General features: G+C 41.8%; 19 protein-coding genes and 1 riboswitch. Of the genes, 10 read left to right on the top strand and 9 right to left on the bottom strand.

Annotated features, from left to right (window positions below):
• Positions 1-98: 98 nt before the first annotated feature.
• Positions 99-305 (bottom strand): glycogen debranching protein, encoded by a 207-nt coding sequence (locus NSTC745_RS34010; protein ID WP_445634963.1) that lies wholly within the window; start codon positions 303-305, stop codon positions 99-101.
• 121 nt (positions 306-426) lie between these two features.
• Between NSTC745_RS34010 and NSTC745_RS34005 the strand changes: the two genes are divergently transcribed.
• From NSTC745_RS34005 to NSTC745_RS33990, 4 genes are all read left to right on the top strand, one after another.
• Positions 427-1,473, top strand: coding sequence for a BMP family protein (locus NSTC745_RS34005; protein ID WP_445634962.1), 1,047 nt, complete (start codon positions 427-429; stop codon positions 1,471-1,473).
• Between the two features lie 546 nt (positions 1,474-2,019).
• Positions 2,020-3,489: an ABC transporter ATP-binding protein gene (locus tag NSTC745_RS34000; RefSeq protein ID WP_445634961.1), complete on the top strand. Its 1,470-nt coding sequence runs from the start codon at positions 2,020-2,022 to the stop codon at positions 3,487-3,489.
• 216 nt (positions 3,490-3,705) lie between these two features.
• Positions 3,706-3,924, top strand: a riboswitch (cyclic di-AMP (ydaO/yuaA leader).
• Positions 3,925-4,085: 161 nt separating this feature from the next.
• Positions 4,086-5,357, top strand: coding sequence for a glycosyltransferase (locus NSTC745_RS33995; RefSeq protein ID WP_445634960.1), 1,272 nt, complete (start codon positions 4,086-4,088; stop codon positions 5,355-5,357).
• A 110-nt stretch (positions 5,358-5,467) separates the two neighbouring features.
• Positions 5,468-5,665 carry a hypothetical protein gene (locus NSTC745_RS33990; RefSeq protein WP_096537564.1) on the top strand — a complete coding sequence of 66 codons (198 nt, stop codon included), beginning with the start codon at positions 5,468-5,470 and terminating at the stop codon, positions 5,663-5,665.
• A 321-nt stretch (positions 5,666-5,986) separates the two neighbouring features.
• On the opposite strand, the gene NSTC745_RS33985 is transcribed toward NSTC745_RS33990, so the two are convergent.
• The 3 genes from NSTC745_RS33985 to nfi form a co-directional block, all read right to left on the bottom strand.
• On the bottom strand, positions 5,987-7,945 hold the full coding sequence (locus tag NSTC745_RS33985) for an FHA domain-containing protein (protein ID WP_445634959.1): 1,959 nt from the start codon (positions 7,943-7,945) through the stop codon (positions 5,987-5,989).
• Positions 7,946-8,041: 96 nt separating this feature from the next.
• Positions 8,042-8,620 carry an FHA domain-containing protein gene (locus NSTC745_RS33980; protein ID WP_445634958.1) on the bottom strand — a complete coding sequence of 193 codons (579 nt, stop codon included), beginning with the start codon at positions 8,618-8,620 and terminating at the stop codon, positions 8,042-8,044.
• A gap of 107 nt (positions 8,621-8,727) precedes the next feature.
• Positions 8,728-9,393 carry a deoxyribonuclease V gene (gene nfi, locus NSTC745_RS33975; RefSeq protein WP_445634957.1) on the bottom strand — a complete coding sequence of 222 codons (666 nt, stop codon included), beginning with the start codon at positions 9,391-9,393 and terminating at the stop codon, positions 8,728-8,730.
• 182 nt (positions 9,394-9,575) lie between these two features.
• Here nfi and NSTC745_RS33970 point away from each other — a divergent pair, with 182 nt between their 5' ends.
• The 3 genes from NSTC745_RS33970 (at position 9,576) to NSTC745_RS33960 (ending at position 12,597) form a co-directional block, all read left to right on the top strand.
• Entirely contained in the window at positions 9,576-10,088 is a 513-nt protein-coding gene (locus tag NSTC745_RS33970; protein ID WP_445634956.1) for a hypothetical protein, read from the top strand.
• A 178-nt stretch (positions 10,089-10,266) separates the two neighbouring features.
• Entirely contained in the window at positions 10,267-11,427 is a 1,161-nt protein-coding gene (locus NSTC745_RS33965; protein WP_445634955.1) for a hypothetical protein, read from the top strand.
• Positions 11,428-11,604: 177 nt separating this feature from the next.
• Positions 11,605-12,597: an aldo/keto reductase gene (locus NSTC745_RS33960; RefSeq protein WP_445634954.1), complete on the top strand. Its 993-nt coding sequence runs from the start codon at positions 11,605-11,607 to the stop codon at positions 12,595-12,597.
• A gap of 152 nt (positions 12,598-12,749) precedes the next feature.
• Here NSTC745_RS33960 and NSTC745_RS33955 read toward each other — a convergent pair whose 3' ends face one another.
• From NSTC745_RS33955 to NSTC745_RS33940, 4 genes are all read right to left on the bottom strand, one after another.
• Positions 12,750-13,379 carry a restriction endonuclease subunit R gene (locus NSTC745_RS33955; RefSeq protein WP_445634953.1) on the bottom strand — a complete coding sequence of 210 codons (630 nt, stop codon included), beginning with the start codon at positions 13,377-13,379 and terminating at the stop codon, positions 12,750-12,752.
• Positions 13,380-13,559: 180 nt separating this feature from the next.
• A complete protein-coding gene (gene sbcD / locus NSTC745_RS33950; RefSeq protein ID WP_445634952.1) occupies positions 13,560-14,813 on the bottom strand; it encodes an exonuclease subunit SbcD in 1,254 nt (417 codons plus the stop codon).
• 124 nt (positions 14,814-14,937) lie between these two features.
• Positions 14,938-15,663 (bottom strand): phosphoadenosine phosphosulfate reductase, encoded by a 726-nt coding sequence (gene cysH / locus NSTC745_RS33945; RefSeq protein ID WP_096537575.1) that lies wholly within the window; start codon positions 15,661-15,663, stop codon positions 14,938-14,940.
• 555 nt (positions 15,664-16,218) lie between these two features.
• Positions 16,219-17,808 (bottom strand): DHA2 family efflux MFS transporter permease subunit, encoded by a 1,590-nt coding sequence (locus NSTC745_RS33940; protein WP_445634951.1) that lies wholly within the window; start codon positions 17,806-17,808, stop codon positions 16,219-16,221.
• A 282-nt stretch (positions 17,809-18,090) separates the two neighbouring features.
• Between NSTC745_RS33940 and NSTC745_RS33935 the strand changes: the two genes are divergently transcribed.
• A complete protein-coding gene (locus NSTC745_RS33935) occupies positions 18,091-18,735 on the top strand; it encodes a TetR/AcrR family transcriptional regulator (protein WP_445634950.1) in 645 nt (214 codons plus the stop codon).
• Positions 18,736-18,850: 115 nt separating this feature from the next.
• Here the strand turns inward: NSTC745_RS33935 and patD are convergent, their stop codons facing one another.
• A complete protein-coding gene (gene patD, locus NSTC745_RS33930; RefSeq protein ID WP_445634949.1) occupies positions 18,851-19,249 on the bottom strand; it encodes a heterocyst frequency control protein PatD in 399 nt (132 codons plus the stop codon).
• A gap of 294 nt (positions 19,250-19,543) precedes the next feature.
• On the opposite strand from patD, the gene NSTC745_RS33925 reads away from it, so the two are divergent.
• The gene (locus NSTC745_RS33925) at positions 19,544-21,817 is read left to right on the top strand and encodes a RelA/SpoT family protein (protein WP_445634948.1); all 2,274 of its coding nucleotides are present in this window, start codon (positions 19,544-19,546) and stop codon (positions 21,815-21,817) included.
• Positions 21,818-22,737: 920 nt separating this feature from the next.
• Complete coding sequence (locus tag NSTC745_RS33920; protein WP_445634947.1) at positions 22,738-24,471, top strand: S8 family peptidase; 1,734 nt, start codon at positions 22,738-22,740, stop codon at positions 24,469-24,471.
• The last annotated feature ends 58 nt before the right edge of the window (positions 24,472-24,529 follow it).

The following is a 24,529-nucleotide window of genomic DNA, read 5'->3' as shown; positions in this document are numbered from 1 at the left end:
ACCGTCAGCGGTTAACGAACCTGATGAGTTGTGAGTGTCGTTGAAGTTAGAGAAAGAATGCAGTTCTGGCTACTTTCCACTACCTCAACGACGACTACTTAATTGAGTTTTAGAGAATTGACTGGAACTTCATCCCAAGAATCGACTGTGCGTAATCGCGCTACCCAACCTGCTGATTTTTGCGTCTGGGTCAAATTATTCTCAAAGGAATGATGACAATCTTTGGCTTGAGATTCATTACAACAAGCAATACAAGCATGAATCATGCCAGACGGATCTATTTGCTCATTTACCCAAATAGTCATAAAGTCTTCCCTCAAAAACTTTAGTCAAAAAAGATATCCATCATTTTAAAATACTAAATGTTTTCCGAGTTTTAATGTATATATGTTGTTACTAAAAAAACTATTAATTTTGGACTAGTTTATGGCGGGAAATTTTGGTCGGCGTGAATTTATTTATATTTCGGCGGTTTTTGCTAGCAGCCTAGTGCTGAAAGCGTGTAGTAGCAACAACCAAACTACAACACAAAGTAATGCAGATGGTGGGGAAGCATTTAAAATGGCGATCGCTCTACCTGGAGTCATCACCGATAAAGCCTGGAATCAATCTGGTTACGAAGGTGTAAATCTGGCGAAACAAAAGCTGGGTGGAGACATTGCCTATGTCGAACAAGTAGCCCAAGCAGATCAAACAGAAACTTTAACAGATTTTGCTCGTAAAGGCTACAGTATAGTATTTGCCCACGGCGGGCAATTTGATGCAGCGGTGGAACAAGTTGCTCCACAGTTTCCCAATACATTTTTTGTAGCTGTTAACGGCTCTATTAAAGGTGATAACATTGCCGCTTTACGAATAGATCACCTCCAAGGTAGTTATTTGTGTGGCATTATTGGTGCTTCTTTAACTAAATCTAACAAATTAGCTTATATTGCCGGACAAGAATTTGAAGCCACTCAACAAGAATTGCGGGGATTTGAATTAGGAGCAAAATCGGTAAAACCAAATATTCAGATTAGTTCTACTTTTACCGGAGATTGGAATGATGTTGCTAAGGGAAAGGAAGCGACTTTGGCTTTGATTTCCGCAGGAGCAGACGTAATTTATCAATGGTTAGATAATGCCTCAGCCGCAGTGTTGCAAACTGCTAGCGACAAGGGAGTGTATGCCTTTGGTAATACTCAAGATCAGTTAGATGTCGCCCCAAAAGCAGTTTTAACTAGTGCCGTCAAAAGATTAGATATAGCGATCGCCTACCTTGCAGAACTCGCAAAACAAAAACAACTTAAAGGACAAATATATACAATTGGTCTAGAAAGACCAGATATTTTATTTTTAGGAAAATTTGGTGCAGCAGTACCGGAAGCAGTCAAACAAAAAGCATTGCAGGTAAAGCAAGAAATTGTAGATAAAAAAATTACCTTTGAAAACTGCAAAGAAGGTGGTAAGGATACGCGTTGCGTAAAAACTTGATATGATGACTTAAATTTGTCCCTTATTTTAATATAAACCTAATCAGTGATGCCATAGGCGATCGCCAAAGTCGCAAATGTAGTGTCCCAAGTCGTAAATATAGTATCCAAAATCGCAAATGTAGTGTCCGAAGTCGCAAATGTAGTGTCCGAAGTCGCAAATGTAGTGTCCGAAGTCGCAAATGTAGTGCCCAAAGTCGTAAATGTAGTGCCCAAAGTCGTAAATGTAGTGCCCAAAGTCGCAAATGTAGTGTCCGAAGTCGTAAATGTAGTGCCCAAAGTCGTAAATGTAGTGTCCGAAGTCGCAAATGTAGTTTATATTACAATACAGTTCAGATAAAACCAAAACACTTGTAGAGACGGCGATTTATCGCGTCTCGAAAACCCATAATTTGTATAATTAATCCTTAACTGAACCGTATTGGTTTATATTAGACCTCTTAAATCGCAACTAAGAACCCCAACCTCCCCTTAGGAAGAGGAGGCGTTGGGGGTGGGGTGTTAGGGACTTTTCCAAGAGGTCTATTAATTTAAAAAATTGCTGCCAATGACATATTTAAATTTAGATAAAATTACTAAATCCTTTGGTTCATTTATAGCAAACGATAATATAAGTTTAAGTATTGAAGCTGGAAAAATCCATGCAATCTTAGGGGAAAATGGAGCAGGTAAGACTACTTTAATGAATATTATTAGTGGTCTTTATCAACCTGATACTGGTCAAATTTATTTGCAGGAACAACCAGTAAAAATTACTTCGCCTCATGAGGCTATTAAACTTGGTATCGGCATGATTTACCAACACTTCATGCTGATACCACAGTTAACTGTTACAGAAAATATTATCTTGGGAATAAATAACACTTGGCGTCTCAATCTGCGTCAAAAGCAACAAGAAATTGCTGCTTTATCCCAAAGTTATGGATTAGCAATCGATCCTGCTGCTAAGGTGGAAAATTTATCGGTAGGAACACAACAACGCGTAGAAATTCTCAAAGTTCTTTACCGTCAGGCAAAATTATTGATTCTCGATGAACCAACAGCAGTTTTAACGCCGCCGGAAGTAACATTATTAATGACTATCTTGCGTCAACTTGCATCTGCTGGGAAGACAATTATTTTTATTAGCCATAAATTAGAAGAAGTGATAAATCTGTGCGATACAGTCACAGTATTGCGACGAGGCAAGGTAGTAGCAACTACAAAAGCTCAAGCAGTAACACCTCAAGAATTAGCAGAATTGATGGTAGGACGAGAAGTTGTTTTGCAACTCAATAAATCTCCAGTTTCACCAGGAAATATTGTATTGTCGGTGCAGAATTTAGACGTTGAAGATGAACGAGGTTTAACTGCTGTACGTGATATTTCATTTCAACTCCGGGCAGGAGAAATTTTAGGAATTGCTGGTGTAGATGGTAACGGACAGCGAGAATTAGCAGATGCTATTGCTCTTTTACGAAGTGCAAAACAGGGAAAAATAGAATTTTTTTCAAGAGAAGTAAACATCGGATATATCCCAGAAGATAGGCAAAAAACAGGTTTAGTATTGCAATTTACTATTGCTCAAAATTTGATTTTGAAAGCTTTTAAAAAGTTGCCATTTTGTCGTTACTTTTTATTACAAAAAACAGCGATCGCCAATTATGCCAAATCTACCATGCAAGAATTTGATATCCGCGCCACAGCCGAAGATGTGCAAGTAAGTCAGCTATCGGGAGGAAATCAACAAAAAATAGTCTTGGCGCGAGAACTCGCACAAAAACCAGATTTAATTATCGCCATGCAACCGACGCGGGGCTTAGATGTGGGGGCGACACAAGCAGTACATTCTCGATTATTGCAAGAGTGCGATCGCGGTGCAGCAATTTTGTATATTTCTACCGAGTTAGAAGAAGTCATGGCCATGAGCGATCGCATTGCCGTAATCTACAGAGGTGAGTTTGTCGCCGTTTTGGATGCACAAACAGCAACAGTGGAAGAGATTGGTCTATTGATGGCTGGAGGGAGTGGGGGGTAAGGAAATGGGGAGGTGGGAGACAAGGGAGATGGCAACGCCAAAGGGGAAAGCAAAGATCCCTCATTTAGCCTTTTCTGTTTTCCCTTTTCCCTACCCTAAGGGGTTTGCCGAATCCTCACTACCTCTCCCCGACGACACATTTTTTGTTCGCACTGTTGACATGTTTGATGAACCCACGTTATAAAACCTTAAGAAAATTAAATCAGTCTGCCTAATCCACTTTTATTACCTAAAAACTTTTGTAACGGGTAAACCGGAGCGGAGGAACCAATTCTGGGGCGTATCTAGGAGAAAGTGAGAAGTTAAGAGTCAAGAGTTAAAAGTTAATAAGTAAATAACTCATAACTCATAACTCATAACCCATAACTTTTTCAAGAAGGACATCTCTCAGTCCTAGCCCGTCAGCTAACTTCGTCGGCATTGAGAGGAGACTGAACGAGCAGCATTCTTCCAAGTAATGCCTTGTTCTCGTCAGTGTCCTTTGGCTGGTAACTTTGCGCTTCGTTGTACCTGCCCTCGGCCTTGAGGAGAGGATAATATTACCTTGATTTCTGGCGTTTGAGGCAGGGTTATTTGCCCTGAGGTAAAGTTCAACCATGTTCCAGAATAAGAAACATCGCATTGCCCTAATTTCTGTTGATGGAGACCCAGCTGTTGAAATTGGTCAAGAAGAAGCTGGAGGTCAAAATGTATATGTGCGTCAAGTTGGTTATGCATTAGCAAAGCTTGGTTGGCAAGTGGATATGTTCGCTCGTCGTAGCAGTCCCGAACAAGCTGCGATCGTTCAACATAGCCCAAACTGTCGTACTATTCGCTTAAAAGCCGGCCCAGCAGAGTTTATTGGGCGAGATAACTTATTCGATTATCTACCAGAATTCATCAGAGAATTCCAACGATTCCAGCAGCAGCAAGGGTTCTATTATCCCGTAATTCATACTAACTACTGGTTGTCTTCTTGGGTTGGTATGGAATTGAAAAAACAGCAACCTCTGATTCAGTTACACACTTACCACTCTTTAGGAGCGGTCAAATACAGAAGTATTGGTGATGTTCCTGTAATTGCTGCTCAGCGATTAGCTGTAGAAAAAGCCTGCTTGGAAACTGTAGACTGTGTGGTTGCAACTAGTCCGCAAGAGCAGAAGCACATGCGGGTACTCGTTTCCAACAAAGGAAACATTGAAATGATTCCTTGCGGCACCGATATCGACAAATTTGGAGAAATTCCTCGGTCTGTGGCGCGGGAAAAGTTGGGAATTGCACCAGACGCTAAAATAGTTCTCTACGTTGGACGGTTCGATCGCCGTAAAGGAATAGAAACCTTAGTCAGAGCCGTTGCTAAGTCTAGTTTTAGAAATGAGGATAACTTCCAGCTAGTGATTGGTGGTGGTAGTCGTCCAGGTCAGAGCGATGGCATCGAACGCGATCGCATTGCCGGCATTGTTACAGAACTCGGATTACAAAATTGTACAACCTTTCCCGGCCGCCTAGATGATACTACACTTCCTTTCTACTATGCTGCTGCTGATGTCTGCGTAGTGCCCAGCCACTATGAACCTTTTGGTTTAGTTGCCATTGAGGCAATGGCGAGTAAAACTCCGGTGGTAGCTAGTAATGTTGGTGGATTGCAATTTACTGTTGTACCAGAAGTCACAGGGTTACTTGCACCAGTAAAAGACGAAGTAGCTTTTGCTGCTGCCATAGACCGCATTATTACTAACCCAACTTGGCGAGACCAATTAGGTGAAGCGGCTCGGCAACGCACAGAAATTGCCTTTAGTTGGTACAGTGTGGCATTCCGACTAACTCAGCTCTACACTCGTCTACTAGTTCAAACCACATCTGATACCCGAACCCAGATTGCAGCTTAACAAAAGCAGAATTTAAAAGTCACAATTCAGGCGTACTTCACTTTGCTTGAAATCAGCTGTAACTGGTAATTTATCAACTACTCAACTTAGTTAATTAGGAACTTAAAACCATGTTAAACATTGGAGATTATGCTTTGCATCAAAAAACAGGGCAAGTCGGTCAAGTTTTAGGTTACGGACATCAGTTAATGGATGGAGTCTACATAACCACCCTGAAAGTTAAAATGACTAAGCGTCAAGAAACTAACCATCAAAGTACATTTGTGGAAGATGCTTACTCTACTTGGACGTTGACACAAGGAATATAAATTAGGGGTTTCCAATAATTTCTTGTGGGGTGGGGTCTATCGCCATTGGTGTCAACTTAACGTGAAACCCTGATAGAAAGGTGATGAGCGAGTTCTACTCATTTACCATCAATATCCGCGTTACCCCACTCCGATTTTGTCTAAAGCCAAAATCGCCCCTCCCCTTGCCAAGGGGAGGGGTTGGGGGTGGGGTAAAACGATTGTGGGGCAACAGTTTAAGCTTAAGTTGACACCATTAACAGCTGTAAAGCCCCTACAATGATTTGATTTTCTTTCGGTGTATTCCATTCAATTGAAAACCGCTATATTTCTTGGATTTCTCTAAGGTGACTGATTTAACACCCACTTCAACCACTGCCCAAAGGAACTTATAGGATTCAATCTATGAACTCCAGGCGCACGGGCGGCGGCGAGTCCATCCACAGCGACTAATGCGGCGTATTGCAACCCTAAAAAACTATCAACAGCGGCATAAGGGCCACCAAGAGTAATCGCCCCTGCTGCATACATCTGTCCTCTGTCATTACGCATTTCTACTAATTCAAAATTGTTGGCAACAGTTAATCGCCCCAGGTGATTCAGTGGCAAGTTGTAATGTTTGACGAAATCTTCTAGCAGCGGACTGGCATTTACCTTGGCATCTAGTCCAGTAGCATCAACAATAAAGTCAGCTATCAACTTCTTTTCGCCAAAGCTTTGTTCTCGGATATGGGTAATAGTCCGGTTTTGGGGATCTCGTTCTACGTCCAACACTTCACCGAAGGTAATTTGATACCAGCCTTCGCTAATCCCTTGGGCAGTAATTCGCTGCCAATCGTGTCGGTCGGCGGTGGTGGTACCGCCCCAATCTGCTAATAGGCTTTTGCGTTCGTCGGGGCTGGCTTTTTCTAACATTGCTCGGAGTTCGCCGCCCCAACAAGCTTTAGGCCAGTTAAAGGGTTGAAATTCGTAATGATTTTTGACTAAACGCTGGGCATTTTGAAATTTGTTGCCTTGGGGTTTAGGCGATCGCATTAAATGTAAAACTGAAATATTTCGATTTCGCTTTCTGGCTTCATAAATCCGCTGCACAATTCGCGAAGCCACAATTCCCCTTCCCCGAATCAATACTGTACCGCCGTGTTGCTCTAATTGCTGATAAACACCATCGTGTGCTTCGTAAGCATTCACAACAGTTTTAAAGTCTTGATATTTTTCTCTATAAGCTTGTAAATCTGGGAGAAACTGAATTGCGGGATATCCAGTAGCTAAATGTAAATAACGACTAACTAAAAAAGCATAATTTCCTGGGGCGCGAGAATAGGCTACGCAATACCTACCATCATCGGTTTTGCGAATTGCCCGGACTCGCCCATAGCGATAAATTTGGTTCCAGCCAATGCGCTTGGCCTCCCTATCTATGGAATTAAAGACGTTACCGGAACGGGGTGTATAAGTTTCGGCAAATGTTGGTTCAGAAAACACCTGCCACAAATTTTTAAATGCTGATTTCATGTGTCCCTTGCCAAAGTCAGCCCAAGCTTCGCGCAAGGCATAACTGGGCCAGCCCCAAATATTATCAGGACAAGAATCGGAATTAGATCGCAGTCTTTCATGTAGAGGAATTTGGGAATTCATACACAGGCGCTTGTAACGAGCATAAGGTTCTGCCTCTAATCCCACAGCTACAATTTTGTCAGCACGCACACCACTAATTCGCAGCAAATCAGCCCAAACAAAGCTACCCAGCCCCGCCCCGATCGCCAGATAATCAGTTTCATCCACTGGTAGCCCAGTAGCATAAAGCGCTAGCAGGGGGACTTTTTGTGCTTGAAATGCTGGCGGCGGAAAATTAGTGCCTGCCGTAATTCCAGGCTGGGGTACGGGCAAACTAGGATCTGGGATATTTGTATTTGGGTTGAAGCGAATCGTTGAAGGCGGGGTAGTATCTGGTTCAGTGACATTAACAGCAAACTTGATTGTGATGACATAGGGGCCAATTTGCAAGGTATCGCCATTAGCCAGAACACAACGCTTTTGTTGTTTACCGTTGACAAAGATACCGTTAACGCTGCCTTGGTCGATCGCTACCAGATGATTTTCTTCCCAATCAATTACCGCATGGTAGCGAGAAACTTCATTACTATTGAGCAACATCCTCGAAACCCGCTGTCCTCCAAGCTCAGCAGGTAACCGAGCGAATTCCCGACCAAAGGCGATCGGTATATTCAACATTGGTTCTCGCCGTTCTCCCGTCGCCGGTTCTTCCCAACTTAATTGGATTTGTAAATGGTTAGTCATTGGTCATTGGTCATTAGTCATTAGTCATTTGTCATTCTCCGTGTTCCCGCGTCTCCCTCATCTCCCCATCTCCCCATCTCCCCATCTCCCCATTCCCTAACTCCCCGGCGCTACTAACACACTCACTGCCGCAGCCAAAGATGTTCCACACCAAGGACAGCCAATTTGCAAATTTTCTGGTGGGGAGACTTTGTGACATTTGGGACATTTTAAGGCATAAACTCCTGGCGGTGGTGTAGGGGGTGTCGGTGAATGGTGGTGATGGTGATGTCCGATATTGACTGGTGAATGGGGGTTGCTCGCTGGCGGTTGCGGTGGCATCAAAATTGTTGCGGGAATGTTGTCTGTGGAAACACTAGTAACTTTGAGTTGTATTTGTCCCAAAGAGATACTAGTACCTTCAGCTAAAGGCATTTCACCTTGAACTAGTTGGCGTCCATCAACTAGGGGCGGATTTTGCGATCGCAAGTTCCTCACATAAAAGCGCTGTTGCTGGGGATGAAAAAATATTTCTATATGTAAACCAGATACAGTAGGATTACTCAGAACAATATCGCACCGGAGAGGATCGCGACCGATGCGGACGGTGCCAGGATTTTTACTTGGCTGTTGTTCGTGAATGTTCTGAGTATTATCTCTACCTGCATCGTGCCACTGTAAAGTTAGTGCGTTCATTGTTCTAACTTCTAACTCGTATTTTAGCTACTTCAACTTCTTTCTGTGCGATTCCTAACATGAATAACCAAGCACTAGCAAGTATTTAGAAAAAACTTCAATAACCTTTATCTTGCCGATGCTAATTTATCAGCAATACGTGTAGTTTCTGGTAAGCGATATTTTGGCGTGCAGCGTAATACATAGTCAATTGCTGTTGCTAAACTGATTCGATGACCGCTAGAGACGTACAGGGGTTTTACTCCTGTGCGCGATCGCAAAACTGCTCCAATTATTTCACCTTTATGTATGAGCGATCGCCAGTTACCCCTAGTTTCTGGCAATTCTTCATGCTTACCTATCAACAATGATTTAGCTACACCAATTGTCGGTATATCCACTAATACACCCAAATGGCTAGCTATACCGAATCTGCGGGGATGGGCAATTCCTTGGCCGTCACACAAAATTAGATGTGGTGTTGTTTTAATTTTCTCCAATGCATCCAAGACGGCGGGAATTTCCCGGAATGAAAGGAAACCAGGAATATAAGGAAAGGTCGTAGGACGATGTGCTAGGCTCGTTTCAATTACTTCCAAGTCAGGAAAACTCAGTACTGCCACAGCTGCACGACTAATGGTGCCATCGGCTTCAAAACCCATATCGACTCCAGCGACGTACTGCACGGGTTCTTGCAGTTTATCGGATGTAATTACCTGATTTCGCAACTGTTCTTGAATAACTATGGCTTCCTCGACAGTTGAAGGCCAAGCATGATTTTGATAAATCTTCATATTTTAAATTGGAATTTCTTCTGAATTCTGAATTGGTGAATTCTGAATTCTGACTCCTTTTTTATATTAGACATTAAAGCTTTGCCTCGTTGATACATTGCATCATAATGTTACTTAAGTCTCTTAAAGGGGAATCCTAAGAATATAAGGTTATTTTCTTTGGATTTTCTCTTTTACTAGTTATGACGCTGCTAAATATTCTGGAACTTGCAAAACAAGGAGATGTAGAGGCGATCGCATCTTTAATGAACCGCCATCTCCTACCCAAAGGGATCGCTGCAAAAGTAGCCTTTAAGGATGTTTACTTAGAGGTAATCCTAGAATCTGCGGAAGTACCAGATCGGGAAACATGGGTTGCATTTCTACGTAGAGGATTAACTAATTTAGCGGCTGCATCTGTCCAAAAAGTCAAGATTTATGGACAGCATATAGATAAAGAGTTTCCAGCTTGGACTCAAGAATTTGATTTAGGTTTACCAGAAGCTGAAGAAAATCCTGAAGAGTCTTATAATAATCCTCAAATGCTAACTGTTGCTATTAATTTAAACGGTGATAGTGTCCGCGACTTAAAAAGCCAAGATTTTGAAAGTATTGCGAATAAAATTATAAATGATATTTTATCAAATTGTAATTACTTTTTAGTTAACAAGGTAATTATCAGTAATAATAACTGCGTTATCACTAAAGAACGTTAGCGTTGATTTTTTTACGTTATAGTTACTATGGTTGTCAAGAAACAATAGAATCACCTTAAATTTAATAAACTTAATAAAAATTAAACATAATATTTGAAAAATTTCTATGTTATATTTGCTTCTAAATGGGGAATCTTAAGATAGACGATTTTCCATCGGGGTTTCGCATTTATTAGTTATGACACAGCCTAATATTATAGAATCTACAAGGCAAAAACTAAAAAAAATTCACTGGCCTTTATGGTTTCCTTATCCTAGTTCTTGGCTAAAAGCATTAATTCTAGCTTTATTTTTAAGAGTGATTATATTTATAATTGATAGTACCTCAAAGGTAGGCTACCGGATCGCATATTTTGTAAACAGCTTAGAATTATTTGTGATGTTTACAATACTACTGATCCTTTCTCCAATTATAATAATTTCTTTTACTCATCACTGCTTACATTTGCTGCTTAGTCGGTTTATCCCAGAAATTCAAGCACCAGAAATAGGTAAAACCCAAGGATTTTTTCCAGGACTTATGAGTTGGTGGGAAGGATTATATGCTTGGCTTGTGATTGGCATTTCTACATTAATAGCAATTTTTTTCTGTACAATATTTCTGCCATCTGATAATATTACTTATACCCAATCCCTTGAATATTACAGAATTTTTCACAATAAAATAATAGTTACATTTGGATTTTTTTATATTTTTGCCGCGGCGCTAGTTTATCAAATTGAATATTTGGTAAGGCAGCGAATAATATGTGCATATTCTAGTAACAAAAAATCCGAGACAAATAAACATAAAACAGAGTTAAATATAGAGGAAAAAATCAATCGATTGCCCGTAGAGACGGATGTAAGCAAAATAAAAACATATATATCATCAAATCAAGAAAAAACTAAAAATACTAATATTAATAATAGAAGCAGTTTTCGTAATTTGAAAAAATACTTGATAATGGTTACTTTGATATGCTTAGTTTCTACGATAATATATATATCCTCAGAAGTACTAGAAATATTTACTCTACCTTTTAAAAATCAACCAGAAACACCATCAAAAACTGTATTAGTTACGCCCTCACTATTAACTTCTGAATCACCAAATGTCTTAGTTAAAACTGATTCATTCCGAGAGGCAGTCAATAAAGCAATTAAGGCAGCTAACTTGACTCAGTTAGCCAAATCTCCAGACGAATGGAAGGCAATTGTGAGTGAATGGCAAGAAGCGATCGCACTGCTCAAAAATGTCCCATCTTCTAGCCAAAATTATGCAATAGCCCAGCAAAAAATTATAGAATATCAGAGAAATCTGAACTACGCTCAGAAAAATACTGTTAGCAATAAGTAAAGCGATCGCTCCTCAAAGCTAAGTTAGAAAAAGCAGTGCGATCGCTATTTCAGTATCAAGACCAAAACATCAACCTGTATGATTCACAAAACTAATCCCAAGATAGATTTATTGTCTCAAATTAATTCTTGCTAGCTAACATCTTAAAATAAAAGTAATTTGTCTCCAAAGCCAACCATGACAGAAGGAAAGACGCGGCGTAATTTCCTAATCACTAGTGTTGCTGTTACTGGTGGTATTGTGGCCACTAATGCCTTACAGCAAAATACTACCAACACTGGTATACAACAAAATGCTATCAACACCGCTACACCGCCAGCGACGATGCCAGAACGATTACTGGGACGCACCCAAGTAAATCTCCCTATTTTCGGCTTGGGAGGAGCAGGACAAACCCCGCTATCCTGGGAAGGAAGAGAACGCGATGCTGCCGAAATTATTCAAAAAGCGCTAGAACTTGGTATTCGCTACTTTGATACTGCTGCAAGTTACGGGCCGAGTGAAGATTATCTAGGTAAAGTCCTACCACCCCATCGTTCAAAGCTGTTTCTAGCAAGCAAGACGGATAAAAGGGATCGGGATGGTGCATGGCGAGAATTAGAGCGATCGCTTAAACGTCTCAACACAGATTACCTCGATTTGTGGCAGTTACATCACGTCTCTTTTGCTGAAGAACTCGACACCATTTTTAGTCCATCTGGCGCAATTAAAGCTTTGGAAGAAGCCATAGAACAAAAACTCGTCCGCTTCGCAGGTATTACCGGACATCACGATCCTCAAATCATTGCCGAAGGGTTGCGTCGCTATCCTTTCCACACTACACTCATTCCTGTGAATGCCGCTGACAAACACCACCCACGTCCATTCATCCCGGTAGTCCTACCAGTTGCTCAAGAAAAAAATGTCGGCATAATTGCTATGAAAGTCCCGGCTTATGGTCGGCTATTTAAATCAGGCGGGTTGACAGGTATGGAACAAGCTTTGGGATATACAATGTCTCAGCCTGGAGTGCATTGTTGTGTAATTGCGGCGGAAACAGTTACACAACTAGAAAATAATGTCAAGATAGCGCGTGCTTTTATTCCTCTCAAGGAGCAAGAATTGGCTGCCATCGCACAGCAAACTGCTAGTATTTGGGAAGATAGTACGTTTTTCCGTGCTTGGACATAGTTGACTGATATTACTTTATTCACTAGTTGCAGCTTCTAGCCAAACTTCCACATTATCTACTAACAACTTTTTCAAACTGGACTTGTTGTGCTAATTTGATTGCAATAGCAGTTTTTTCGATCCCACCCATACCTAATATTTAGAGTTAAGATTTAAGCACTCACCAACTGAGTCAGGCGTTTCAATATACGTAGCACGTCGTACAATTCATTTCCAGGGTTACGCATCAAAAAACCCTTTGATAAAGCATAGCGGGGTCGATTTCCTTTCACTAATTTAACGAAAATAAACTCGCTTCCCGTCGCAATCATCCCAAAGCTGGGTCGGTCGTTATGCGGACTTCCTAATAGATAAGAAATAATTTGTGCTAGTCCTTGTTCGACTGAAAACGAAGCTCTTTTAGACTCAATAATCATTACCCAAAATTGCTCTTTCAAAACTAAGGTATCTATTCTTCCTTTGATGATTACATCTTCATCTGGCACAGCAATCTCTATAGATTCTTCTGATTTTATATAAAATGGAGCTAGATAAAAATCCCCAATAAAAAGTAGTGGATCTACAACTGCCATTCTAACTACATCTTCTAGTAAAGTTGGGTAATTTAGAATATTTAAATAACCCGTTTTCACCTTATCTAAAAGTTTTTTATCTAAATCATTTATTTCTGGTAAATCTTGTTGCCATTCACCAAAAAATGAACCATCCAAAACTAACTCAATACTAAAGGTATCGATTAAGTGGCGTAAGTCGATGACCTTTGCTTGAATTGTTTGCGTCATAAGTTTTGGGGGGTGGAATATATAGCAGTCCTAAATCATTTGTGAAAATTATATATCTCTTTCTTCTTTCTTATCTTTGCGTCCTTAGCGGTAGCCTGCGGCAAGCCGCTTCGCGTCTACGTTTCCCTATCCATATTTTTCACGACTCATTTAGGATTGCTATAATTAATCGGCTTTATCCTACTCACTAGTTGTTGCTTCTAACCAGATTTCTACATCATCTGCTAGCAACTTTTGTGCAGCTTCTAGCATTGATGTTGCGATGTCTTTGAGGTCTTCGCGATTGTTCAAGTAAGTTTTCAAAGCTTCCATTGGGTCAATGCTACTACTCGCGGTCAATTCCGGAATACGCGGTCGAGCCAATTGACTTACTAATTCTGCTTGGATGGTGTAGGTGTGAGCTGCACTTAAAGCAGTATGCAGAGAGGAACTTTCAATTAAATCCATCTGTTCCGATCGCAGTTTGTAAATTAACCGCACTACAGCATCTTGAATATCATACTTGGCGATCGCTTTCATTAATGCCGCTTGGGGATCGTCTGCTTTGGAGACATCCACCTCAATTGTGCAAAAATCCCGAACTGGTAACGGACAAAATTCCCATTCTGCCTTACCCCGTTCGAGTTCTAGCATTACATAGCCTTTATCTTCTTTTTCTTCACTAAAATCTACCCGTTCAATACTTCCTGGATAAATCACCGGCGGGTTGTTGGATTTATTCAAATTTTGATGCCGATGCACGTGTCCCAATGCTACGTAATCAAAACAAGGTCGCGTCAACAAAGACAAAGGTAGAGTAAAGCCTTTACCCACAGCTAAGTAGCGTTCTGCACCTAAAGTAGCATTGTCAGCCATCAAGTGAGCCAAAAGCACAGTCGGCACATTGGGGTCAAGACGGCGAACTTCCCCTTCCAAAACAACTTGCAGGCGTTCCGTTAACAGTTGGTTGACTTCCGCCAAAGACAAACCCTCAGTCTCTTGACGAGTCATCAGCGTGGAACGAGTCAGCCAAGGCAGGGTAATTACTTGTACTTTGCCATTACGGGTTTCAATGTGATGAGTAGTCAATGTATCGCCGACAACAAAACCAGGCACTCCCAAGGTGCGGTAAATACATAAACTCGCGCCTCCTAGTCCTTGGGAATGTTGGTCGTGATTCCCCACTAACAGCACTGTGGGAATATTCGCATCCACCAGACGGCGAAACTGGTTAGCAAAAGCTTGTTGTACATACGGTGGTGGTGTCGCATCCGGAAAAGCATCGCCACCAAATATAACTAGATCTACAAGATCTGCGATCGCTCGGTCTATACATCGAGATAATGTATTGACGAAATCCTCCAATCGTGTATTTAAACCTGTTACCGGATTAATTCGTCCGTGGGAAAAGCCGCTTCCCATGTGAATGTCGGAAAGGTGGAGGATTTTCATCATATCTGTTCTTTGTCCTTAGTCATTTGTCGTTTGTCTTTTGTCATTTCTTATTTTTAACTGCTAACCAATGACTAATGACTAATGACTATTGTACAGACGCGATTAATCGCGTCTCTACTAATGACTAAATATGAATTCCACATTCTGTTTTATCGCTTCCCCGCCAGCGTCCGGCGCGTTCGTCTTCGCCATCTTTGACTTTTGTAGTGATGGGTTTGTCGCCGATGCTGGGATAACCTTGGTCGTGTAAGGGATTGTAAATAACTCCATGTTCAGCTACGTAAAGCCAGCTGTCTTTCCGCGTCCAGGTGGCTATAGGATTTACCTTCAAACGACCCTTGCCGTCGAATTCAAATATGGGCATGTTAGCACGGGTTACTGCTTGGTCGCGGCGGCGTCCAGTAATCCAAGCAACGCTGTTGAGGTCGTCTAAACCCCGTAGCAGTGGTTCAATTTTGGTAATGTCGTGGAATTTGAGAATATCTTTGTCCCAGAGTGCATCGCCAAATTTGGCTTCAAAAGCTGCGGGGCTGTCCGCTTCTAGAGTTTTGTAAGTTTGCAGATCCAAGTTGTATATTTGTTTGGCTTTAGCAACTAGTTCTAAGGTTTCATCGAAGTGGTACAGGGTATCGAGAAAGATTACAGGAACCGGAAACTTCAGTTCGCTGTAAAGAATATGTGTAATTACCATGTCATCCACATTAAAGGCACTGGTTTGCACCAGTCCCGTTGGGATGTTTTCTATAGACCATGCCAAAATTTGTTTGGGAGTGGCAGTTTCAAACTCCTGGTTTAATTTTTCTAAGTCAAAAGCGATGGTTTCGTTTTTAGATGCTGTAGAAGCTGTCATGGTAATTTTTTGTTCTAATGATTTCTACCTTGATTAAGTTTTATTTTACTGCATAAAGGCGCATATCCCGCTAGGGGATGAGGTAATTATTAATTCTGGGTATCGTGGGAGGGGCAGGGGTCAGGGAGCAGGGGAAAGGTTAAAGGGAAAAGGGAAAAGGAATAAATTTAATCTTTCCCCTTTCCCCATAGCCAATGCCCCATGCCCAATGCCCATCAAAATCATTGTGTAAGTAAATACTAAAGCCTTTGCTAAGAAACTTTACGCTTGTTTAAGTTTTACGAGTTTTTTATGGATATATATACTGATTTTGATATGGTTAAGAAACAATTAACAAACAAGGATTTTACTTAAATGCAGAAGTCAAAATTCCCCAATCCATTAAGTGAATCTATAGTTATGGGCGCTTTAATCGCGCTGACCAGCGTTAGTATCATCACCATAATGAATGTTTTCTAAAATAAAAAAATTTAATTTTAGCAACAAAACTTTACATAACCCTGCTCAAAACTGAGTGGGGTTTTTACATTTTGTTTACAAATTCACCTGTTAGCATTAATGACCCATCGGCGCTTTCGCTCCTGCGCCGCCTTTGCCCAAGAATAGTAATAAAGGTAACGAGCAAAGAAAGGCGATACCTACCACTCGAAAGCAATCTGCGTAAGACAAAACAGCAGCTTGGGTATCTACTGTTTGACTTAATAAAGCTAGTGCTTGTTGTTGAGCTGTTGTCGCATCCATACCTTGGCTTTGGAGTGCGCCGTTGAGTGCATCGAGGCGTTGAGTGGTTTCTGGGTCGTAAGGAGTAAGTTTTGCCAACAGGATGGCTCGATGAAAAGCTTCTCGTCGGTCAAGGAGAGTGGTAAGTAGGGCAATGCCGATGCTACCACCTAATTGCCGGGTGAGGTTGTAGAATCCAGAACCGGCAGAAATATCTTGTTTGGGTAACCCTCCTAAAGTTGCCAAACTCAAGGGGAGAAACATCAATACAGTAAAAGCCCCACGCCATACCAATGGCCAAAATAAATCATCTGTGCCACTTTGTGGAGTAATTGCCGCCAATTGAAACATGACTCCAGATGTTCCAACAGCCCCTACTGCAATTAAAATTCTGGCATCAATTTTGGTGGACAACTTACCTAACAAAACCATGACGATCGCAGACGCCAAAGCACCAGGCGCTAACAATAGTCCTGTCTGTGTTGCCGTAAAGTGCAGCACACTCTGAGCAAATATCGGTACCGCAAACAAAGCACCATAAAGCCCCATCCCCACCACTGCTGATAAAAAACTCCCAGCCGCTAAAGAACGGTGACGCAAAACTCTCAAATCAACGGCCGGATGAGCTATTCTCAATTCCTGCCAAATAAATAGTGCCAATCCGATGGCACTAGCAACAGCCAACGTACTAATGAAACCAGAGGAAAACCAGTCTTCTTTCTCTCCTTCCTCTAACAAGGTTTGGATACTACCGATCGCAATTACCAAAAAGCCAATTCCGAACCAATCCACGGCTTGATTTTGCGTCTGGCTGTTGTCTTTGTCTTTGGGCAAAAATACTATTGACATTGCCACTGCAACGATCCCAAAGGGAATATTAACAAAGAAAATCCACCGCCAGCCCAAACCATCTACCAAGAATCCCCCTAAGGTCGGGCCGATGGCTGGCCCAGCAATTACACCCACCCCAAAAACTGCCTGGGCTAAACCCTGTTCCGCGGGTGGAAAAGTCTCGAATAAAATTGCTTGTGCTTTAGCTAGCAACCCACCACCGCATAAACCTTGAAGAATTCGAGAAATTACCAGCATCGGTAAATTAAATGCCAACCCGCATAAAACAGAGGCAATGGTAAAGCCAATCAAGGAGAAAATAAAGTACCTTTTGCGTCCAAAATAATCTCCCAGCCACGCAGATAAGGGAATTAAAACAACGTTGGCGATCGCATATCCAGTCACCACCCAACCCACTTCAGTGATAGTTGCACCAAGGCTGGCTTGGATGTCGGTTAAAGCAACGTTGACAATACTGGTGTCAATCACTTCTAAGATGGCACCAAGGGCAGCCGTAAAGGCGATCGCCCACTTCAAAGGCCCGCGGACATAACCAAATTCGTCAAAACTCGAAGGTTTAATGTTGGTAGCCATTGTCAGCACCAGTTGTATTTAACATCACAGCGATCCCCAAAGCAAAAATAAGATTTGTTATATATACGCTACGGTAGCGTATCATAAAAGAACGGTCAAGGTAGGCTTGTATAGAAAGCAGCAAAAATATTGTTTCTCAAGATGTATGGTCGCTGCTGCGGTTTTAGTGCAGAGAAAATAGGCTACAAAGCTTATTTATATCCCTATGTATGATTTTGTCTGCCCAAAGCGAGAAGAAAAAACAAAATTGCCAAGATGGTATTGCTTGGGGATGATATTTTTATGAGTAAGCAAATCAACACCTCCTCTGGACGCCCGCGCAGCATCCACGCCGACCAAGCTATATTGCAAGCGACCTTAGATTTGCTTGCAGAGGTAGGATATCAAAGCATGAGTATAGAAGCGATCGCTGCTCGTGCTGGGGTTGGTAAAACCACCATCTATCGGCGTTATACCTCCAAAGAAGAACTAGTTGCAGACGCCATAGAAAGCTTGAGAGACGATTTAGCGATCCCCGATACCGGCAGCTTTTGGGGAGACATGGATATCGTCATCAAGAATGCAGCTAAAAAAATAGATAGTCCCCTTGGCCGTCAGACACTCGCCTTGATTATCAGCACAGCATCTAGCAATCCTCAGTTTGCTCAAGTTTACTGGACAAAATATATAAAACTCCGCCGCGAAGCCTTTGCCAAAGTACTTGAGCGTGCTCAGTCTAGAGCAGAAATCAACAATAACGCCGATATAGACCTAATTATCGACCTTCTGAGTGGATCGCTGTATTATGCACTAATCTTCAAACCCACAACGGAGCCGGTAGAAGCCTACATGCGCCGCACCATAGATATTCTCGTCAAGGGAATAGGGCATGGAAGCAGGGGGCAGGGGGAGCAGGGGAGGCAGGGGAGGCAGGGGGAGAAAAAATAATCAATGACCAATGACCAATGACCAATGACTAATAACTAACTTGTTGCAAAAATAACTTTTCACAAATCGTTGTAAATGAGATGATGTATTAACTAGAGAAAAAGGTGAACAATTGTTATTTTTCTCCCTCCGCTTGTGGTTGCAAGATGGCGTTACAGTATTGTATGAGAGTGGTCAAGCGATCGCTAATCGTTTGCAGTCTTGTTTGTACAGTCGATGCCTGCCGCGCTCCTTGGAAAAACATCACATCTATTTCCAACAAGCGCAGTTGCTTACTCATCTCAGTTTGATAAGACTGAACTCGCCAGTCTTCTCTTGGCACAGAGGCTTCCCTTGGGGACGCTCCGGGAACGCCAACATCAGCCAAAGGTACAATTTCCTCCCTAAACAGTCGCTGCAACGAGGCTACACGCCGCCGCAGTTCGGGTGCAACAATTTGCCCAGTTGTAGCATCGGAGCGTAATTGCTCTAGTAAGGTTATGAATGCCTGATATTTCTCACGGTTTAAAGACATCGAGTGCTAGTTAAGATAGTATAAATGTCAAGTAATTTTTCTTATACAATAAACTCTCTTAACCACTTATCAGTACTATAAGCCTCAAATCACGATTTGAGGCTTTGTTTGCAATCAATCGATTTTCAAGTTTCCGATTCTTGAAATTCACACTGGATGACTACCGTTGCCAATTGGAGAACCATCCCAACACTGTTTTTTTGCCCATCTAGTGGCAACAGCATCTTCCCAGGGTGATGCTGCCACTTTTGTCTATCTCACACTTATCTACCGATCTCCTTAAGAGCCAATTGTATGAGCAGCATAGCGATCAATTCATCAGTCGATCTTGCCATTCCGGAATGGTTAAAGAAATGTTTGAAGGAATCATCGATAACTAGCAGCCAAGGCGAAGATGAGCGAAGGCATAATGATGCAGTGTTGATTGGTCGAGCATTTGAATTTGCTTACCAATTGCATCAAGGTCAATATCGCAAATCGGGAGAGCCATACATTGCTCATCCCATTGCTGTAGCCGGATTGCTGCGGGACTTGGGAGGTAGTCCTGCTATGATAGCAGCTGGGTTTCTTCATGATGTAGTTGAAGATACAGAAGTCACTATTGAAGAAATCGAAGAAAGGTTTGGGCCGGAAGTCCGCCAATTGGTGGAAGGTGTCACCAAACTTTCTAAAATCAATTTCACCAGCAAAACCGAAAGCCAAGCGGAAAATTTCCGCCGGATGTTTTTGGCAATGGCGCAAGATATTCGAGTGATTGTGGTGAAGTTGGCAGACCGTTTGCATAATATGCGAACCTTACAGTACATGTCCGAAGCCAGCCGCCGCCGCAGTGCCCAGGAAACGCGAGATATCTTCGCACCTTTAGCCAATCGCCTGGGGATCTGGCGAATTAAGTGGGAATTGGAGGATTTGGCTTTTAAATATTTGGAACCAGAAGCTTTCCGCGAAATGCAGCAGCATGTTTCCGAAAAACGGACGGCGCGAGAAGAGAAATTGGCTAAAGCTACAGAAATTTTGCGGGAGCGTTTGCAGCAAGCTGGAATTCACTGCCAAGATATCAGCGGTCGCCCCAAGCATCTTTATAGTATTTACCAAAAAATGCATCGGCAGCAAAAGGAATTTCACGAAATTTACGATTTGGCAGCCCTGCGGATTATTGTCCAAACCAATGAAGAATGCTATCGGGCGTTGGCGGTAGTTCATGATGCTTTTCGCCCAATTCCTGGGAGATTTAAAGATTATATTGGACTGCCAAAACCTAACCGTTACCAGTCGTTGCACACTGGAGTGATTGGCTTGACTGGTCGTCCTTTGGAAGTCCAAATTCGCACGGTAGAAATGCATCATGTCGCTGAGTATGGTATTGCCGCCCATTGGAAGTATAAAGAAACAGGAGGTTCTGGCATTAGCCATTTGACAGCGACGGATGAAAAGTTTACTTGGCTGCGGCAACTCCTGGAATGGCAAACAGATCTAAAAGACGCCCAAGAGTATCTTGATAGCGTCAAAGATAATCTATTTGAAGATGATGTCTATGTCTTCACCCCTAAGGGGGATGTTGTGCCTTTAAGCCCTGGCTCTACAAGTATAGATTTTGCCTATCGCATTCACACAGAAGTGGGAAACCACTGTGCAGGGGCGCGGGTAAACGGGCGAATGGTACCTCTGTCAACGCGGCTGCAAAATGGCGATATTGTAGAGATTCTCACCCAAAAGAACTGCCATCCGAGTTTGGATTGGTTGAATTTTGTCAGAACTTCGGCAGCAAAGTATCGAATTAAACAATGGTACAAGCGATCGCGCCGGGAAGAAAATGTCGCCCGCGGACGAGAATTGTTAGAAAAGGAACTTGGTAAAACAGGTTTTGATAGTCTGCTGAAGTCAGAAGCAATGCAGATTGTCACCGAAAAGTGTAACTATCACAGCGTAGAAGATTTACTAGCTGGTTTGGGTTACGGTGAAGTGACATTGAATTTAGTCCTAAATCGTTGGCGAGAAGTGGCGAAAGGACAACAACCAGTTATAACTCCACTGCCATTTCTTCCCAAAGAATCGACATCTACAGCAAAAGCTTTGCGAGATGCGCCTCCAAACATCTCGCGCTCCACAGATTCGCCGATTATTGGAGTAGAAGGTTTGGTGTATCATTTAGCTGGGTGTTGTACCCCGATTCCTGGCGAAGCAATCATTGGCGTAGTGACGCGGGGTAGGGGGATTTCAATTCATCGCCAAGGCTGCCATAATCTGGAAAATGTCGAGTATGAGCGGCTAGTACCAGTTAAATGGAATCCAGCAGCAGAAAATAGTGGTCGCCCGCAAACTTACCCAGTGGAGATTCAAATTGAAGCACTTGACCGCGTAGGCGTGCTAAAGGATATTTTATCAAGGTTGAGCGACCAGGGAATCAATGTGCGCCATGCCCAGGTAAAAACTGCCGTTGGTCAACCTGCATTGATGGATTTGGGAATAGATATACGCGATCGCCCCCAGCTAGAGCAAGTATTTATCCAAATTAAGAAAATGAGCGACATTTTGAATATCCGCCGCGTCGGTCAAATTGACGAGTAAGTGCCCTTTCTTAGTAGGGTGCGTTACATTTTGTTAACGCACCATTTGAAATTGCTAGAACAACTTCTGAGCCTCGTTAAAATTGCGAGGCCTTTGTCATGGTTGGAACCTTGAGAGACTGAACGGGAAAAGTCAGGTCAAGATATAGATATGTTTGCTCTAGATGCGGATTTACATCATACTTTTGACTAGCTTTTCTCTAACTTTGGTTAGAAGATTGAGCTTTAGATCTTGTAAATATCATAATTATGTATAAAACCAAATCATATTTAGGCTCAGCTAAAATAGCTAATCTGTAAGTGTTTTATACCACTATCAATTCAGAATTCTTTGTTAGGAAATTAAGAAAAGACATTAGTTGGATTAAAACTCCAATATCTGGAAAACTAAAACTTTAACAAAAGAAGGTTTATATCATCTGTAGATTGTCAGGCTTTTTCTGGATCAATTTGATAACACTTAGCAATATCGTTGTACGATGCTCTTTCAATCTAGAAATATTGAAGATCGCTGACTATTTGTCCAACAGTCTTAGAAAGGCTCGGACATCTGCGGAAAAAGAGCGATGCCTACGGCGGGCTACAAGCAGCGTGAGCTTGTATCTATTTCGATAGTGAAAATTTTCATAAATTCCTTAATTTCCTATCCCAAGAACTGGCTGATGGTATAGCACTAATGCTTCAGGGGTTAAACTTCTGCATACCAAGTTCTGCGGTTATGTCCATCTGAAAATATCATTCCTTCTTTCAAAAATCTCATAGTCCTTAAATTAACTTTATTCAGAGAATATGGCATTGAAATATCAGCCTTAACTCGAATTTATAAGCAGATTCAGGGACTAATTGAGAATACTGTAAACTATCAGCTTTAACAGTTAACACTGCTAAAAAATAGTCATTCTCTATTTAGGATAAAAAGCTATGTTCGCTAATGATACTAGTGACAAATTACTTGCTCATAACGGGCTAAGTTCTACTTATCTCCCTTCAACAGATACTTTTCACACTCAGGACGACTATAGCTTGCGCTTTGGCCACAGTAGCTATATGCCAAAAGCAGATAATAGTGATGGTACTGCAATTATTACTAGTGTAGGGAAATATAGCCCTATTAATGGTTACGGCACAATAAATGCAGCAGCAGCAGTCGCCAAAGCTATTGGTCAGAATACCTTCGCTGATGTTCCTAAACTTGGTGGCAATAATTGGGGTGCAGACCTGATTAAAGCACCAGCAGCCTGGGCAAAAGGATATACAGGTAAGGATGTCGTTGTTGCTGTTATAGATACTGGAGTTGACTACAACCACGAGGATCTAAAAAATAATATCTGGAAGAATCCTTTAGAAGCTTTCGGGAACAAAAATTCTGATGATGATAATAATGGCTACATTGATGATGTACAAGGCTGGAACTTTGGCAACAACAACAACAACACTCTAGACAAATGGGACGGTCATGGTACCCATGTTGCTGGCATAGTTGGTGGAGAGAAGAATAACTATGGTGTCACTGGTATTGCCTATGATACAAAGATTATGCCTGTCAAAGTTTTTGATGACGCTTACCCCAAGACGACCGCTTCTATATCTTCTATAGTTAACGGCATTTACTATGCTGCGGATAATGGCGCTAAGGTGATTAACCTTAGCTTAGGCAGTCTATCTCCTAGCTCTCTTGAAAAGTCAGCAATTGACTATGCCGCTAGCAAAGGAGTGACTGTTGTCATGGCAGCAGGTAACGATAGCCGCCCAGAGCCACGCTATCCTGCTCGCTATGCATACAATTCGGGAATTGCTGTTGGGGCAGTCGATAGGAATAATGACTTAGCTTACTTCTCTAACCGTGCGGGAAACAATGAAATCAACTATCTTACAGCTCCAGGAGTTGATATCTATTCCTCAATACCCCCAGGAGCCAGGGAGTCTTTCACAGGGAAATCTTCTGAGCAGTATGCAATTAAGAGCGGCACATCTATGGCAGCTCCTTACGTTGCTGGTGTAGTTGCTCTGATGCTTAGTGCTAACCCTAGTCTGACTCCCGAACAAATACGTCAGATTCTGACAGAGACAGCAGGAAATAGTACACAAACTACAGTCTCTAGTTTGAATAATTCTGATGTTGGTTCTTTAAGAAATCAAGCATTTACACAAACCAGAGAATATCCGATATCTGAAACTATTTCTGGTTTGAATAATTCTGATGTTGGATCTTTTAAAGAACCAGGACTTACACGAACTAGAGAATATAGCAAACCTGAAAAAATCTCTGGGTTAAATAATTACGATCTTACTTCTGTGAAAGGTCAGGCATTTATACAAACCAATAAATATCTGACACCTTACACTATTTCTGGTTTAAATAATTCTGATGTTGGTTCTTTCAAACAACCAGGACTTACACGAACTAGAGAATATCCGATACTTGAGAGAACTTCTGGAAATAATTCTAGTTTGAATAATTTCGAGATAGATTTTCTAGTGGATCGAGCGATCGCACAAACTACAAAACATTTAATATCAGTCAAAGATAATGAAGAATTAGCACCACAATCATGGTCACAATTCCAAGACTATGACAAAAATATCAGCAGTATCAATAAGCAATTTAAAGTCCAAAATACAAAATTCAAACATAAGGCACTGAGTTACGCTTAAGCCAGAAGTGTTGAATATTAAGGTGGGCAATAATAGCAGCTAACAAGCAAAAAAAGTC

The organism is Nostoc sp. DSM 114161 (genome assembly GCF_052692665.1).
Note: the sequence above shows the minus strand (reverse complement) of the source record. Positions and strands in the feature narration are given on the sequence as shown.

What these genes read in the sequence shown, in the direction of transcription:
- NSTC745_RS34010 (WP_445634963.1), bottom strand. Translation starts at nt 305, where the DNA reads ATGACTATTTGGGTAAATGAGCAAATAGATCCGTCTGGCATGATTCAT.
- NSTC745_RS34005 (WP_445634962.1), top strand. Translation starts at nt 427, where the DNA reads ATGGCGGGAAATTTTGGTCGGCGTGAATTTATTTATATTTCGGCGGTT.
- NSTC745_RS34000 (WP_445634961.1), top strand. Translation starts at nt 2,020, where the DNA reads ATGACATATTTAAATTTAGATAAAATTACTAAATCCTTTGGTTCATTT.
- NSTC745_RS33995 (WP_445634960.1), top strand. Translation starts at nt 4,086, where the DNA reads ATGTTCCAGAATAAGAAACATCGCATTGCCCTAATTTCTGTTGATGGA.
- NSTC745_RS33990 (WP_096537564.1), top strand. Translation starts at nt 5,468, where the DNA reads ATGTTAAACATTGGAGATTATGCTTTGCATCAAAAAACAGGGCAAGTC.
- NSTC745_RS33985 (WP_445634959.1), bottom strand. Translation starts at nt 7,945, where the DNA reads ATGACTAACCATTTACAAATCCAATTAAGTTGGGAAGAACCGGCGACG.
- NSTC745_RS33980 (WP_445634958.1), bottom strand. Translation starts at nt 8,620, where the DNA reads ATGAACGCACTAACTTTACAGTGGCACGATGCAGGTAGAGATAATACT.
- nfi (WP_445634957.1), bottom strand. Translation starts at nt 9,393, where the DNA reads ATGAAGATTTATCAAAATCATGCTTGGCCTTCAACTGTCGAGGAAGCC.
- NSTC745_RS33970 (WP_445634956.1), top strand. Translation starts at nt 9,576, where the DNA reads ATGACGCTGCTAAATATTCTGGAACTTGCAAAACAAGGAGATGTAGAG.
- NSTC745_RS33965 (WP_445634955.1), top strand. Translation starts at nt 10,267, where the DNA reads ATGACACAGCCTAATATTATAGAATCTACAAGGCAAAAACTAAAAAAA.
- NSTC745_RS33960 (WP_445634954.1), top strand. Translation starts at nt 11,605, where the DNA reads ATGACAGAAGGAAAGACGCGGCGTAATTTCCTAATCACTAGTGTTGCT.
- NSTC745_RS33955 (WP_445634953.1), bottom strand. Translation starts at nt 13,379, where the DNA reads ATGACGCAAACAATTCAAGCAAAGGTCATCGACTTACGCCACTTAATC.
- sbcD (WP_445634952.1), bottom strand. Translation starts at nt 14,813, where the DNA reads ATGATGAAAATCCTCCACCTTTCCGACATTCACATGGGAAGCGGCTTT.
- cysH (WP_096537575.1), bottom strand. Translation starts at nt 15,663, where the DNA reads ATGACAGCTTCTACAGCATCTAAAAACGAAACCATCGCTTTTGACTTA.
- NSTC745_RS33940 (WP_445634951.1), bottom strand. Translation starts at nt 17,808, where the DNA reads ATGGCTACCAACATTAAACCTTCGAGTTTTGACGAATTTGGTTATGTC.
- NSTC745_RS33935 (WP_445634950.1), top strand. Translation starts at nt 18,091, where the DNA reads ATGAGTAAGCAAATCAACACCTCCTCTGGACGCCCGCGCAGCATCCAC.
- patD (WP_445634949.1), bottom strand. Translation starts at nt 19,249, where the DNA reads ATGTCTTTAAACCGTGAGAAATATCAGGCATTCATAACCTTACTAGAG.
- NSTC745_RS33925 (WP_445634948.1), top strand. Translation starts at nt 19,544, where the DNA reads ATGAGCAGCATAGCGATCAATTCATCAGTCGATCTTGCCATTCCGGAA.
- NSTC745_RS33920 (WP_445634947.1), top strand. Translation starts at nt 22,738, where the DNA reads ATGTTCGCTAATGATACTAGTGACAAATTACTTGCTCATAACGGGCTA.